Here is a 13,901-nt window from a genome sequence, read left to right on the forward strand (position 1 = left end):
AGCTAAGCATCGATCGTCATGAAGCTTTTCCCGGCCGGTATCCGCCGCAAGTTCCTTTACATCATGGGCGGGATCGTCTGTGTGGACGGATCGGGAAAATCAGGAGGAGCGGCGTCTTGACGGAAAGGCAGGGAAACAGCTTCATGCAGCGCGATCACGACCTCTTGCGGCATCGGACCCGAACATGACCATTCTCGTCACCGGCGCGGCCGGCTTCATCGGCATGCAGGTGGCCGACCGTCTGCTGGAGGACGGACGCGCGGTCATCGGCATCGACAATATGAACGATTATTATGCGGTGTCGCTCAAGCAGGACCGCATCGCCGACCTTTCCCGGCGGCATGGCAAGCTGTTCACCTTCACCGAACTCGACTTTGCCGACATGGGCGCGCTCAAGGACGCCCTGACGGACCATCCGGTGGAAGCGATCATCCATCTGGGCGCGCAGGCGGGCGTCCGTTATTCGCTGATCAATCCTCATGCCTATGTGCGCTCCAACCTGGCGGGCCATGTCAACATGCTGGAACTGGCGCGGGAACGCCGCGTGCGCCATCTGGTCTATGCGTCGTCTTCGTCCGTTTATGGCGGCAACGACATATTGCCGTTCCGCGTGGAGGATCGCGCCGACCATCCCGTATCGCTCTATGCCGCCACCAAGCGCGCGGACGAACTGATGAGCGAAACCTATGCCCATCTTTTCCGCGTGCCGATGACCGGGCTGCGCTTCTTCACGGTCTATGGTCCGTGGGGACGGCCCGACATGGCCATGTGGATCTTCACCTCGAAAATCCTCGCGGGCGAGCCGATACCCGTGTTCAACCATGGCCGGATGCAGCGCGACTTCACCTATATCGACGACATCGTCACCGGCGTCATAGCCTGTCTCGACAATGCGCCGCACGACGACGGCGCGGTGAAGGCGGGCGGCAGCCGGGCGCCTCATCGCCTCTACAATATCGGCAACAACCGTCCGGAAGAATTGATGCACCTGATCGCGTTGCTGGAGGAGGCGTGCGGCCGAAAGGCGCAAATGGATTTCCAGCCCATGCAGCCGGGCGACGTGCCCGCCACCTATGCGGACATCAGTGCGATCGCGCGCGATGTCGGCTTCGCTCCGGCCACCGGCATCGAATTGGGAGTGCCGCGATTCGTATCCTGGTATCGCGACTATCACGGCATCGGGAAATAGGCGTTCGCCACTTTAGGAAAAGTTCCGCGCTTTGGCGCGATTTCCAGCGCTTTGGTCTGCTTTTCTTTCGAGCGGGTCCAAATTGGCGTTATTTCCTTATGGTATAATAGATTGCCACAAGTCGGCAAAATGGCGTAAGCCTGTTGTCACCCGAATGAAAAGATCCGGGCCAAAACAATAACAGGCGGTCGACATAATAGTCGCCGTCGCGTGTTCGCCGACCGGATGGGGCCGGGGCGATGCACGAAAAAGGGCGAATGCGTGTCTACAGTATCCAATATCGTGCCATTCAAGTCGGGCAGGCACATCGTCGAAACCGCCTGCCGCAGTCTTGCCGTCGCCGCCAGCGGATTGAACGCGTTGGAAGCCCAATTCGCGGATCGTGACTTTGCTGCCACCTTCCTCCGCCTCGTCGGCGTCATCATGAGCGTGCGGGGCCGCGTGATCGTCACCGGCATCGGGAAAAGCGGCATCGTGGCGCGGAAGATGACGGCCACGCTGACCTCGACGGGCACGCCCGCGATCTTCCTGCATCCCGCGGATGCCGGGCATGGCGACCTGGGCATGGTCACGCCCGCCGATCTCGTGCTGATGCTCTCTCATTCGGGCGAATCCACGGAACTTGGCCCGATCATCCAATATTGCAAACGCTTCGCCATTCCGCTTGCCGCCATGACGGCGCAGCCGGACAGCACGGTCGCGCAGGCAGCGGACATTTCCATCCTGATGCCGGCCGTCCGTGAAGCCTGCCCCAATTCCCTGGCGCCCACGACGTCGACGACGGTGCAAATGGCTTTCGGCGACGCCCTTGCGGTTTCCCTGATGGAGATGCGCGGATTTTCCGCCGACGATTTCCATAAATTCCATCCCAACGGGCGTCTTGGCGCGCAGCTGGTCAAGGTGCGCGAATTGATGGCATCGGGTGACAGCGTCCCCCAGGTGCGCGAGGATGCGACGCTTCTGGAAACCATGATCGAAATGACGCGGGGCCGATTGGGCGGCACGGCGGTCGTCGATGGCCGGGGCCGGCTGATCGGCGCCTTTACCGATGGGGACCTGCGCCGTTCCCTCACGACGAAGCAGAATCTGACGGAGCCGATCGGACAGTTCATGACGGTCACGCCGCTGTCCGTCGGTCCGGACGAACTGGCATCGGAAGCCTTGCGCCGGATGCATGACAGCAGCGTGATGCTGTTCTTCGTCTGCGAGGAGGAGCGTCTGATCGGCGCGGTGCACATGCACGATCTGCTCGAAGCCGGGGTCGCCTGACCATATTGGTCGTCATTCCGGCGCGGGCAGGATCGTCCCGCCTTCCGCGCAAGCCGCTGCGCCCGATCGCCGGGCGGACATTGCTGCATCGAACCATCGCCATGGCGCGCGGGTCTCTTCGGGATCTGCCGGACATCGATCTTGTGGTCGCCACGGACGACCGGGAAATCGCCGATCACGCCCAGGCGGCGGGGTGCGAGGCGGTGATGACCCAAAGCGCCATCGCCACCGGATCGGGACGCGCGCTTGCCGCCGCGCTGGCGCGGCCTTCGCCGCCCCGGTTCGTCGTCAGTCTGCAAGGCGACTCCCCCTTCCAGCCCGAAGGCGCGCTAAGCGCCGTCATTTCCGCGCTGCTGGACGGGACGCAGGTCGCGACGCCCGTGATCGCGCTCGACTGGGACGCCCTGGATTCATTGCGGGATCACAAGATGCGTTCCCCTTTCAGCGGCACCACCTGCGTGCGCGCGGCCGACGGCCGGGCGCTATGGTTTTCCAAGACGATCATTCCCGCGATCCGCGATGAAGCGGCCTTGCGCCAGACAGAGCCGCTCTCCCCGGTCTGGCGTCATGTCGGCCTTTATGGCTATGCCATCGACGCGTTGAAGCGGTTCGAGCAAACCGCACCGACGCCCTTGGAGACGCTGGAGGGACTGGAGCAATTGCGGCTGCTGGAATCGGGAATCCCGGTCATGACGGTGCCGGTGCCTCCGCCTCTCTTCGACAGTTCGGGCATCGATACCGAACAGGACATCGTCCGGGTCGAGGCCCTGATCGCCATCCACGGCGATCCGACGCCCTGTCTGCCGTAAGGCCGCCCATGACGCGCCGCATCTTCATCATCCGGCATGGCAATACGTTTGAAGACGGCACGCCGCCCCGCCGCATCGGCGCGCGGACCGACCTTCCGCTGGTGGCCCGGGGCCGGGAGCAGGCGGATCGCCTGGGCGCGTGGTTCGCGGCCCAGCCATTGTGCGTCGGACACATCTTTTCCGGCCCGTTGCTGCGCGCGCGCGAAACCGCGGAACGGATCGGCGCCGTCCTGGGCAAGCCTGTCGACGGGTTCCTGCCCTGGCTCAATGAAATCGATCACGGCCCGGATGAGGGGCGTTCGGAAGAGGATGTGCTGGCGCGCGTGGGCGCGGAGGCGATCGCGGCATGGGACGAGCAGGCTGTCGCGCCGCCGGGCTGGCGCGCCGATGCCGACACGCGCATCGCGGCTTGGCGGGCCTATCTCTCCGGCGGCGGCGGGGAAGGCACGGACCTGCTTGTCACCAGCAACGGCGCGGCGCGCTTCGCCCTGCCGGCCTTGGGCCTGCCGCTGGCTTCATTGAAATTGCGGACCGGCGCTTTTGGGGAAGTGCTGATCGACGCTTCGGGCCATGCCGAACTGCGGCGCTGGGATTTCCGTCCCTGACAGATTTTCGCACCAACCGTCGGCGCAATGCAGCTATTCCGTCGGCAAGCATAACTTGTCTTGCCGATTTCAAGTCTATCTATTAAATAGAGATTGCCTCAGCGGTACGGGTGGTCGCCGTGCCGGATGGAATATCGGCATTCGACCCGCGGCTTTTGATCGGGATGCAGCTTGCTCCGCGTCACCAACGGCTAAAGCGCACGACGCCCGGGCGATGACGTCAGTGTCGTGTTCCCCCACAAGGATTGGGGTTGATATGATGCGCGATACAATGATGACCAAATAGAGAAACCGGCCTTACCAAGCCGCCGTTCAAACCATCTGGATGCGACCGCATGCCATGCAAGCCATGGCACGGTCCTTCACAGCCGCCAGCTTCCTGCCATTCCGCCGATACCGATCGGCGGGAAAGGAGATATCATGCACAAATATCGTTCGGACCATCGGCCGCAAACCGGCTATTCCGCTTCCCTGCTTCAGGCTGCCGCCGCGATCTACGGGATCGAGGCGGCGGAACTGGCTGAAGCAGCCAGCAAAGCAGCCAGGACCGCCAGGAAATACAGGAACTGATCTCTCATGGCTTCCCCCCGGGGCGCACGTCGCCGTGCTTCCTGGGGGGAAGTTCTGACGCTCAACTATCGCGGGCAACCTGAAAACCGGCGAAAGACTGGCTGACGGGCATCAGTTCGATCGTATTGAAATTGAGATGGGCAGGCTGCGTCGCCACCCAAAGAAGCGTTTCCGCGATGTCTTCTCCCGTCATGGGCATGACGCCGCCATACAGGCTGTCCGACGCGGCCTTGCTCCCGGTACGGATCAGGGTGAACTCGGTTTCCACCATGCCCGGTTCGATGGACGTGACGCGAACGCCCGTTCCGTGAAGATCGGACCTCAGCCCCAGGCTGAACTGGCGGACAAATGCCTTGGTCCCGCCATAAACATTCCCGCCCGTATAGGGATAGGTCGCGGCGACCGAACTCAGGTTGATGATCCCGCCCTTGCGCGCGATCAGGATCGGCAGCAGCTTGTGAGTGATGGTCACAAGGCCGGTCACGTTGGTTTCGATCATCTGCCGCCATTGGGCAAGATCGGCCTGCTGCGCAGGGGCCGTTCCCAAGGCCAGACCGGCATTGTTGATCAGAAGATCGATGTCCGCGAAGCCGGCGGGCAAGGTCGAAACGGCATGATCGATCGCGGCGTCGTCGCGCATGTCGAAGCGGGCGGCGTGGACATTGTCCGCCCCCAGTTCGGCGACGAGCGCGTCCAGACGGTCCGCGCGGCGGCCCGTCACGATCACCTTCCAGCCCGCGGCGACAAAGCGCCGCGCACATGCCGCGCCGATGCCCGCCGTTGCGCCGGTGATGAATGCGGTGCCTGCCATGTCTCCGAAATCCTCCTCGTCCTTGACGGTCGCTTTTCCCCAACCTTTGACCGTAGACGATCAGCTTGAAAATACCCTAGCGCACGATGCGCTCTGTTGCGGGTGCGGAGGCTTCATGGCGCCGTTCATCGAACCGCGCCACCGAAATTTCGGGAGGATGTGCGAAACGCGACAGGGAACGGCGCAGGCGCGAGCCGCTCCATTCCCGGATGCGCCAAAGCTATTCCGCCTTGCGCGCGGCAGGCTTTCTCGTCGACCTGGCTGTTCGCGAGGCAGATTTCGCGCCTCCGTTCTTGCCGCCGGGCGATCCGCTTCCCTGCGGCGTGATCGCGGCCGAAGCAGCGGCGTCCGCGGAAGCATTGCGCGATTTGCGAGGCGCCGCTTTCCCCGCACCGCCCGATTTCGCCGTTTCCTTCGCCGCTCCATTCAGCGGCTCGCCCGGCCGAGTCCCGTCTTCGGCCCGCTTCCGTCCCAGGCCCACCTCCTTGGCGACCGCGCGCCGACGTTCCGAATAGCTCGGTGCCACCATGGGATAGGTCTTGGGCAAGCCGAATTTTTCCCGGTATTCGTCCGGTGTCAGGCCATGCGTGGCAAGATGACGCTTCAATGTCTTATAAGGCTTCCCGTCGATCATGCTCAATATATGATCGGGAGAAGCAAGGCTCTTGCGAACCGATACGGCCGCGACCGGCATTTGTTCGGCGGGCGCCGGGGATTCCTTCACCGGCTCATCCAGCGCTGATCGTGTGGAACGGATCAGCTCCACCAGATCTTCTCGGGGCACCGTATTGTTGGTGACATAAGCGCTCAGAAGTTGAACCGTCAGCACATTGAGGTCAGGATTAACGCTGTCTGTCATAATATGCCGCCTTCTCTCGCGAATCGGATGACGTCATTTATTGGATTTTTCTTCGACGGAAGTAAATCTATGCCTTGATGCGGATATTATGGAAGAGCAGGCATCCTGTCCCATTATGACCGGAAAGGAATGGGCCGGCGCCGGATTTCACTTCGCCTTGTCCATCAATTCTATGAAGTTACGCGCGGCGTCGCGATCCGCCGGGTGGGTGAATGCCCCATCGATGTCCGGCGCTTCTCCGAGCAGGAATAACAGGCACCAAAGCGCGTACCGCCGACTCCGGTCCGTTTCCAGACCGAAGTCGACGCGCATTTTTTCCACGCCAGCCGCGATGGCTTCGGGCGCCAGATCATCCAGTCGGGCGCTTGCGAAATACCGGTGAAGCTGATCGTCGAAATTCATTTACCGGATCAGCCGTTCAGCTTGTCCTTCACCGCCTTGGCCGGCGCGAAAGTCAGCTTCTTGGACGCGGCGATCTGAATGGTGGCGCCGGTCGCGGGATTGCGTCCCTCGCGGGCGGGCGTGTCCTTCACCTTGAACTTGCCGAAACCGTTCAGCGAGACTTCCTCCCCCTTGGCCGCCGCATCGGCGATCGCGGCGAACACGCCGTCGACGACCTTGCGCGCATCGGCCTTCGACAAGTCATGCGCGGCTGCAATGCTGTCGGCCAGATCGCTGTTATTCATTACGATTCCTTTCATGTGCGAGTGATGCCTTCCGCGCATAGCCAGCCTGGAAGCGTCGGTCCATATCCGTTCGTTGCCATTTTCCACGCGCCGCTCTGTTGGGACGCGCCTTTCCCTGGGGATCAATCCCTCTTTCCGGACAACTCCGCCGCCTTGCGGGCGACATGATCCAGGGCCTCGCGGAAACGCGCAAGGTCCTCTTGCGAGAGGACAGAGAATATATCCGCCTCCAGCTCAAGGGCCTTCGGCGCGATCCGGCGATAAAGGTTGCGGCCTTCCCGGCTCAGGGAAAGCATGTGGGACCGGCCGTCGCGGGGATTGGGCGAACGCTCGATCAAACCTCTTCCGGCCAGGGAAATGGCGGCGCGGCTGACCGTCACCTTGTCCATGGCGGTTTTCTGGCCGATGGCATTCTGGGTTGCGCCCTCGCTTTCCGCCAGAACGGCGATCACGCGCCACTCCGGAACGCTCAGCGCAAAAAGCCTGTCATAGGCGCTGGCGACCGCGCCGCTTACGCGATTGGCGGCGACCGACAGGCGATAAGGCATAAACTGATCGAGCCGCAGCGGTTTCCGTGCCATATCGAACCGGTATCATTTGACACCATATCGCGCAAAGCGTAAATTGGTTTCAATTGTTACCAGCTTCACAAGGCGAGCAATCGCAAGGAGAGGGTCATGCCTCCGCCGTTCAGGATCAGCCGCATCCATCATGTCGCCTATCGCTGCCGCGACGCGAAGGAAACCGTGCAATGGTATCAGCGCGTGCTGGGCATGACCTACACCACGGCCTTTGCCGAAGATCATGTCCCTTCGACCGGGGCCCCAGATCCCTATATGCACGTCTTCCTGGATTGCGGCGGCGGCAATGTGCTGGCCTTTTTCGAGTTGCCGAACCAGCCGGAGATGGGCCGCGATCCCCACACGCCCGCCTGGGTCCAGCATATCGCCTTCGAAGTGCCCGACATGGACGCCCTGCTCGCCGCGAAGACCCATATCGAGGCGGAGGGCATCGAAGTGCTCGGTCCCACCCATCATGGCATTTTCAAGTCCATCTATTTTTTCGACCCCAACGGCCATCGCATCGAACTGGCCTGCAATATCGGGACGCCGGCACAATATGCGGAACTGGCGCGCGTCGCGCCGCTGATGCTGGAGGAATGGTCGCAAACCAGGAAAGCGCCGCGCCATGCGGATTGGCTGCACAAGGAGGAAGGGATTTGACGGACCGGACCGATTTCACGCACGATCCCGCCGCCCGAAGCTGGGCCGAGAGCGCGAACGGCCACCCGGATTTCCCGGTCCAGAACCTTCCCCTGGGCATATTCGCGCCGCCATCCGGCAAACCGCGCGGCGGGGTCGCGATCGGCACGGAGATTCTCGACATTGGCGCGATCGCCGCCCTGCTGCCGGAAGACGCGCGCGATGCCGCGCTGCTGGCGAACGATTCCACGCTCAACGCTCTGCTGGGGGCAGGCAATGATACGTTGCGCGCCCTGCGCCACGGCCTGTTCCGCCTGCTCACCGATCCGGCTTGGGAAAAGGCCGTCCGTCCCGCCCTTTACCCGGCGGGGCAATGCAGGCTGCATCTGCCCGTCCAGATCGGCGACTATACGGATTTCTATACCGGCATCCATCATGCCGTGAATGTCGGGAGGCTGTTCCGGCCCGACAATCCGCTGCTGCCCAATTACAAACATGTCCCCATCGGCTATCATGGCCGCGCATCCTCCATCCGGATTTCGGGCGAGGACGTCGTCCGCCCCAATGGACAGACCCTGCCGCCCGGCGCGCAGGCCCCTGTGTTCGGTCCCTGCAAAAGGCTGGATCATGAACTGGAAATGGCGATCTGGGTCGGACGCGGCAACATGCTGGGCCGGCCCATCCCCATCGGGCAGGCGGCGGATCATATCGCGGGGCTTTCGATCCTGAACGACTGGTCGGCGCGCGACATACAGGCGTGGGAATATCAGCCGCTCGGCCCTTTCCTCGCCAAGAATTTCCACAGCAGCATTTCGCCTTGGATCGTCACCATGGCTGCGCTCGCGCCCTTCGCCGCCGCGCAGCCCCCGCGGCCGGAGGGCGATCCCTTGCCGCTTCCCTATCTGCTCGACCCCGCCGACCAGCGGCGCGGCGCGCTGGACGTGACGATGGAGGTGTTCCTGTCCACGGCGCGGATGCGGGCCGAAGGGCAAGCCCCGCATCGCCTCAGCCGGGGTTCGATGACGGCGATGTACTGGACGCCCGCCCAGCTCATCGCCCATCATAGCGTCAACGGCTGCAATCTCTCCCCCGGCGACCTGCTGGGCACGGGCACGCTGTCGGGCGCGGCGGACGGGAGCAAGGGCAGCCTGCTCGAACTCACGGACGGCGGCAAGGAGCCGATCCGCCTGCCCGAAGGGGAAAGCCGTACTTTCCTGGAGGATGGCGACGAAGTCGTCATCACCGCCTTCGCGCAGGCGCCCGGCTTCGCGCGGATCGGCTTTGGCGACTGCCGCGCCCGCATTGCGCCCGCGCTCCGATTGGAGACGTGATGTGCCGAATCTCGTCCTGCACGGCTATTGGCGGTCCGGCACCAGCTATCGCACGCGCATAGCCCTGAACGCCAAGGGACTGGACTATCGGCAGGCGCCGGTCGATCTGTTGAGCGGCGAGCAGCGCGCCGCCGATTATCGGGCGCTCAATCCGCTGGGACTGGTGCCCACGCTGGAGGCGGACGGGCGGCTTCGCCGCGCTGGAGGACATGATCGCCGCCACGGCGGCCGTTACGCCTTTGGCGACAGCCTGACCATGGCCGACTGCCATCTCGTGCCCTAGGTCTATTCGGCTGAACGCTTCGCGGTGCCGCTAAACGCCTATCCCGCCCTGACGGCGGCGGTGCGCCATGCGCGTGAACATCCCGCCGTCAAGGCCGCGCATCCCGATCTTGCGCCGGGACATTCTTGAACCGACACGCCTCGGGCGAAGGATCGACCGGCGGTGGGAAAAAGCGCCGGCGGCACTGGACAGGGTACAGGCGATTGACCCATGGGCGATCGACCTGCGACCGGCTTTCCGCTGGGCGGAATGCCGCCGGCAACATCAAGGAGAATGCAAGACAATGACCATCGAACGGATCGAATGCGGCCCGCGCATGAGCCAAGCCGTGGTGCATGGCGATACCGTCTATCTGGCGGGACAAGTAGGCGCGCCCGGCGAGAGCGTCGCCGCGCAGACGACCGCGGTGCTGGCGCAGGTGGACACGCTTCTCAAGGAAACCGGCAGTTCGAAGGATCATCTGCTGATGGCGACGATCTGGCTGGCGGACATGGGCGATTTCGCCGAAATGAACGGCGTCTGGGACGCATGGGTGGCGGGCCACCCCGCTCCCGCCCGCGCCACGGGCGAAGCCAAGCTCGCCGCGCCCGAATATAAGGTCGAGATCATCATCGTCGCGGCCAGAGCCTGACATGCGGCGCTTCGCCGGCAAGACCGATGGACGGCGAAGCGCCAGACGATTTTATTGCTGAACAAACCCGAATTCGGTAGGGCCGGGGCGGAACCGATCTGGAGAGCAGCGACGAATGTCCGACAATCTTTTCTTTGGCCCCGATGCCCAAGTCAATCACACCATCGGCATGATGCAGACAGAAAAATCGCAAGGATCGATCACCGACGGCGCAAGAGTTGGCCCTAATGTTTTTTTCGTCATAGACCCCGAAGGGCAAATCAAAGGTAATTTTGAAACCGGCAACGGGAATGTTCTGAAATTATCCTATCGCATTATCAGACCGGTTCGATGGGTGGGACTACACATCGCCGCCGGCAATTTCGATCTTCAGGGCAGAAGCATAGCAGGCCTGATCTGCAAATCCCACGCAGATCACGCCGTCACCAGCCGCGCCTGCATCCGGTCCGGCTATGAAGGCGGATTGGCGGGAGCTTGTGATCTTCCTTCCCGTGGCAGACACAAACATCACGATAAGCGAACTCAAGTTCTTCGTGGTTTGAAGCCAGGGAGCCTTATATGGAAATCTCCCTCGTCATTCCTGTCTGGAACGATCCCGACGGATTGAAGCGCCTGCTGCGCCAGGTAGATGCGTTTGCCATTTTCAAGGAAGTGATCGTCTGTGACGATGCCTCCGACAATGAATACGACTTTGCATCATGGGAACTTTCCCCTGAATTTCAGGGTAAGATCATCCATCTGCGAAGCGAGGTTCAGCGCGGCGCGGGCCATGGGCGGAATATCGGGCTGGCGCGGGCGACCGGCGACTATCTGATTTTCTTCGATTCCGATGATCTTTTCGAGGCAGGGTTTCTACAGATCGTGGCGGCGCTGGCGCAGCCCGACATCGCTCCGGATTTCGATTTCTGCATTTTCCGCCATCATGACAGCCGGATGCTCTCCTTGGGACAGACCGGCACGTTTTCGAAAGAAGAACAACTGTGGCAGGCCGTGCAGGCGGAAGAAGCGCCGCGGCTGCTCGACTCTTCCCAAATATTGAAATTATGCAGTCTTGCCGCCTACCCATGGAACAAGATTTACCGGACCGCCTTCCTGAAGCAGCACGACCTGCGGTGCACCGAACTGCCCGTCCACAACGATATCGAACTACATTGGACCAGCTTTCTGCGCGCCGAGGCGGTTTTGTGCACAAGCGTGATCGGCGCAACCCACTTCGTCGCGATGAATGGCGAGCGGCTGACAAATCGCCGCAATGACGAACGAATCCGGGTGTTCGAGGCTTTTGAGAATGTCCGATCCTGCATGGCGCGCATTCCACCCGCGCGCCGATTGCGGTTCCTGGAACCGTTCCTGCTTTTTGCCCGGAATCTCATGAGTTGGATCGGCGAGAATATGGATGAAGACCACCATGACGAAATGATCAGGCGATCCCAGGAGTTCTTCCTCGACGGCCTTGACACGGATTTGATGACGCTGCTTGCATATCGCAACCCTGCCCTTGCCGGCAGTATCAACACCCTGCTGGCTCAAGGCAAATTGGGATGAGCATTTCCTTCATCATCACGACCTATAATGTCGCCGCCTATATCGGGGAGTGCCTGGACAGCCTCGCTTCCTGCGTGCGTCCTGGCGATCAGGTGATATTGGTGGACGACGGGTCCACCGACGACATCGCCGACCGGATCGAAGATTTTTTCGCCGCGGGCGGCTTCGGGCCGGACGTCCTTTGGACGCCCATATGGCTGGGGACGAATACATTCGGCGGCGTGGGTATCGCGGCCAATATCGGCCTGGATCATGCCCTGCGCGACACCATATTCTTTGTCGATGGTGATGATTACCTCATACCCGAAGCATTCAAGCGGGCGCGGCGGGACTATGAGGCGGCTCCGTCGGATATTTGCATAGCGAATTATGAAGAGTTCGATCAACGGGAAAGGAAGATCAAAAAGCCGGCGGATTGGAAAAAATGGTCAAGATTGGAGGCATCGAACCTCGGTGAAGCACGCAGAATCGCGGCTCTGGACATGATCGCCGTGCCGTGGCGCAAATTTTACAACCATGCCTTTTTGAAAAGGAACGATATCCGCTATCCGGAGGGCGATTTCTTTTTCGAAGACAATCCATTCCATTGGCGGGTATGTCTGGCCGCCCGGACGATCGAATGTTCGAACCATATCGTCTGCCATCACCGCGTGAACCGTCCCGGTCAGACGATGGCCTCGACCGGCAGGGAACTGGCGGCGTTCTTCACGCATTTTGAAACAATACGGGCCAATATTCCCGCCGGAATGCCGGATTATGAACGGCAAGCGCTCCGTTGGCTGATCGGCAACATATCCTGGCATATAGCACGGCTGCAGCCCGGCGCCTTCAATGGATATGTCACCGCCGCGGCCAAGACCCTGCAGAACCTCGATTCCCGCATCTGGACCGATGCCGGGTTACAGGATCTGCATGGCACGAACGCCTGGCGCTACGCGGAACAAATCCGTCGGGGCAATGGGTGGGACGTCATTGAGGCTCTGCGCGGTGAACGGACCAACCAGAACCTGGATGAGATAAATCGCCGCCTGAATGTCCTGGAACGACGGTTGAACGACCTGGATCGACAGTCGAAGGCCATTCGTGAAACGGTTCAGGCAAAAAAGGCAATCGATGAATTTCAGTCGATCAAAAGAATATTATATAATAAGTAAGAATAGAATTGGAATTTCCCATGGAAAGAATTTACTTAAATAAATCTCCGGATTTTCTTGATAATCAGGATGAATATTTAGGTAAATTTATCAAATTCATATTCTCCAATGATTCTGCATATGAAGTTGCAAGAGATTTTTGCACCGATAAATATACGATAAGGTCGCCATATTCCGACGGAACAGCATCCGTTGTTGCCGGCGGTTACACCGAATCCTCGAAAGATGGCGTTTTCGGTAATTTTCTGCTGCTTCAGGACGAAATCACGGGAAAGAGGTTCGCAATAATGCAGCGCATGCGCTTTGCATCATGCGTGATACTTCCCGATCATAATGTGATCATATCCCCATCTCCCAGTGACGACGACGACAGAGCTTTACGAATTTCCATGGGGCTGTTAAACAATATTTCGGACGCCCCTTATGGCAGCTGCTCATTCGGCGGCATCATTTTTGGGAGTCACGGCAGACCTTATCATCAAATCTATGACCAACTCCCCTTATTCTGCGAATTTTCGAAGATCACGCGGGGGAAACTTCTTGTGCATCGACCGAGATCATTCTTTTCTCCAGAGGATTTTGGCTTCGATGCGGGGGAGTGGCATCCGCCTAACCTCTCTTATTCACGACGCTCGGTTTCGGGTCCGCTCTGGGCATTTGCTGCGGCTGGCTGTATTGCGCGGACGACCGGCATCGCTGGCGTTTGTTTCACCGCATTCGGATTGATGGGCTTTTCGGGTTGAAGGGCTGGGCTCGGAGTTCTGCGGCGCTGCCGCATGGGCTACGTCGGCGCAGGCTTCAGCCGGAGAACGAGGGCGCGGAACAGGTCGGCATCCGGACAGGCGGAAGCGAAGGCAATGCGGATGCGGCTAGCACTTTCTACGACGCGCGCAGCGACCTTGAGCAGCCGCAGGCGCAAGGTGGTAAACTCCGCGCTTGCCAGAGCAGCGGTCCTGG

General features: G+C 60.9%; 19 protein-coding genes. 13 read left to right on the top strand and 6 right to left on the bottom strand.

All coding sequences use genetic code 11. The annotated features are described in order from the left end of the window. Window positions 1-184: 184 nt before the first annotated feature. The 5 genes from IQ35_RS11625 to IQ35_RS21075 all read left to right on the top strand — a co-directional run bounded on the left by IQ35_RS11625 (window position 185) and on the right by IQ35_RS21075 (window position 4,442). Window positions 185-1,189 carry an NAD-dependent epimerase/dehydratase family protein gene (locus tag IQ35_RS11625; protein ID WP_021244540.1) on the top strand — a complete coding sequence of 335 codons (1,005 nt, stop codon included), beginning with the start codon at window positions 185-187 and terminating at the stop codon, window positions 1,187-1,189. A gap of 261 nt (window positions 1,190-1,450) precedes the next feature. Beyond that, a complete protein-coding gene (locus IQ35_RS11630; protein WP_031290886.1) occupies window positions 1,451-2,458 on the top strand; it encodes a KpsF/GutQ family sugar-phosphate isomerase in 1,008 nt (335 codons plus the stop codon). A gap of 5 nt (window positions 2,459-2,463) precedes the next feature. Beyond that, window positions 2,464-3,267: a 3-deoxy-manno-octulosonate cytidylyltransferase gene (gene kdsB, locus IQ35_RS11635; RefSeq protein WP_145073667.1), complete on the top strand. Its 804-nt coding sequence runs from the start codon at window positions 2,464-2,466 to the stop codon at window positions 3,265-3,267. Between the two features lie 8 nt (window positions 3,268-3,275). Next, window positions 3,276-3,872: a histidine phosphatase family protein gene (locus IQ35_RS11640; protein WP_021244537.1), complete on the top strand. Its 597-nt coding sequence runs from the start codon at window positions 3,276-3,278 to the stop codon at window positions 3,870-3,872. A 420-nt stretch (window positions 3,873-4,292) separates the two neighbouring features. Next, a complete protein-coding gene (locus IQ35_RS21075) occupies window positions 4,293-4,442 on the top strand; it encodes a hypothetical protein (protein ID WP_021244536.1) in 150 nt (49 codons plus the stop codon). Window positions 4,443-4,503: 61 nt separating this feature from the next. On the opposite strand, the gene IQ35_RS11645 is transcribed toward IQ35_RS21075, so the two are convergent. The 5 genes from IQ35_RS11645 to IQ35_RS11665 form a co-directional block, all read right to left on the bottom strand. Continuing rightward, entirely contained in the window at window positions 4,504-5,253 is a 750-nt protein-coding gene (locus IQ35_RS11645) for an SDR family NAD(P)-dependent oxidoreductase (protein ID WP_021244535.1), read from the bottom strand. 220 nt (window positions 5,254-5,473) lie between these two features. Next, on the bottom strand, window positions 5,474-6,112 hold the full coding sequence (locus tag IQ35_RS11650) for a Ros/MucR family transcriptional regulator (protein ID WP_021244534.1): 639 nt from the start codon (window positions 6,110-6,112) through the stop codon (window positions 5,474-5,476). Between the two features lie 147 nt (window positions 6,113-6,259). Continuing rightward, entirely contained in the window at window positions 6,260-6,514 is a 255-nt protein-coding gene (locus tag IQ35_RS11655) for a hypothetical protein (RefSeq protein ID WP_021244533.1), read from the bottom strand. An 8-nt stretch (window positions 6,515-6,522) separates the two neighbouring features. After that, a complete protein-coding gene (locus IQ35_RS11660) occupies window positions 6,523-6,798 on the bottom strand; it encodes an HU family DNA-binding protein (RefSeq protein WP_021244532.1) in 276 nt (91 codons plus the stop codon). A 122-nt stretch (window positions 6,799-6,920) separates the two neighbouring features. After that, the gene (locus tag IQ35_RS11665) at window positions 6,921-7,379 is read right to left on the bottom strand and encodes a MarR family winged helix-turn-helix transcriptional regulator (protein WP_021244531.1); all 459 of its coding nucleotides are present in this window, start codon (window positions 7,377-7,379) and stop codon (window positions 6,921-6,923) included. A gap of 96 nt (window positions 7,380-7,475) precedes the next feature. Between IQ35_RS11665 and IQ35_RS11670 the strand changes: the two genes are divergently transcribed. The 8 genes from IQ35_RS11670 (at window position 7,476) to IQ35_RS21080 (ending at window position 13,687) form a co-directional block, all read left to right on the top strand. Next, window positions 7,476-8,021 (top strand): VOC family protein, encoded by a 546-nt coding sequence (locus tag IQ35_RS11670; protein ID WP_021244530.1) that lies wholly within the window; start codon window positions 7,476-7,478, stop codon window positions 8,019-8,021. Then, entirely contained in the window at window positions 8,018-9,331 is a 1,314-nt protein-coding gene (gene fahA / locus IQ35_RS11675; RefSeq protein WP_242003329.1) for a fumarylacetoacetase, read from the top strand. The genes IQ35_RS11670 and fahA overlap by 4 nt, the downstream gene beginning before the upstream one ends. A gap of 1 nt (window position 9,332) precedes the next feature. After that, the gene (locus IQ35_RS21490) at window positions 9,333-9,614 is read left to right on the top strand and encodes a glutathione S-transferase N-terminal domain-containing protein (protein WP_242003330.1); all 282 of its coding nucleotides are present in this window, start codon (window positions 9,333-9,335) and stop codon (window positions 9,612-9,614) included. 283 nt (window positions 9,615-9,897) lie between these two features. After that, window positions 9,898-10,245, top strand: a complete 348-nt coding sequence (locus IQ35_RS11685; RefSeq protein WP_031290883.1) for a RidA family protein — start codon at window positions 9,898-9,900, stop codon at window positions 10,243-10,245. A gap of 115 nt (window positions 10,246-10,360) precedes the next feature. Continuing rightward, window positions 10,361-10,852 (top strand): hypothetical protein, encoded by a 492-nt coding sequence (locus IQ35_RS11690; RefSeq protein WP_145073673.1) that lies wholly within the window; start codon window positions 10,361-10,363, stop codon window positions 10,850-10,852. Next, a complete protein-coding gene (locus tag IQ35_RS11695; RefSeq protein WP_021244526.1) occupies window positions 10,804-11,790 on the top strand; it encodes a glycosyltransferase family 2 protein in 987 nt (328 codons plus the stop codon). Before IQ35_RS11690 ends, IQ35_RS11695 begins: the two co-directional genes overlap by 49 nt. Then, window positions 11,787-12,944, top strand: coding sequence for a glycosyltransferase family 2 protein (locus tag IQ35_RS11700; protein ID WP_021244525.1), 1,158 nt, complete (start codon window positions 11,787-11,789; stop codon window positions 12,942-12,944). Before IQ35_RS11695 ends, IQ35_RS11700 begins: the two co-directional genes overlap by 4 nt. Window positions 12,945-12,964: 20 nt before the next feature. Next, entirely contained in the window at window positions 12,965-13,687 is a 723-nt protein-coding gene (locus IQ35_RS21080; RefSeq protein ID WP_158636662.1) for a hypothetical protein, read from the top strand. A 38-nt stretch (window positions 13,688-13,725) separates the two neighbouring features. Here the strand turns inward: IQ35_RS21080 and IQ35_RS11710 are convergent. Beyond that, on the bottom strand, window positions 13,726-13,901 hold a 176-nt coding region (locus IQ35_RS11710; protein WP_199739889.1), incomplete at its 5' end, for a transposase.

Origin of the sequence: Sphingobium wenxiniae (assembly GCF_007830065.1) — a bacterium.
In the GTDB taxonomy this organism is placed as follows: Bacteria; Pseudomonadota; Alphaproteobacteria; order Sphingomonadales; family Sphingomonadaceae; genus Sphingobium; species Sphingobium wenxiniae.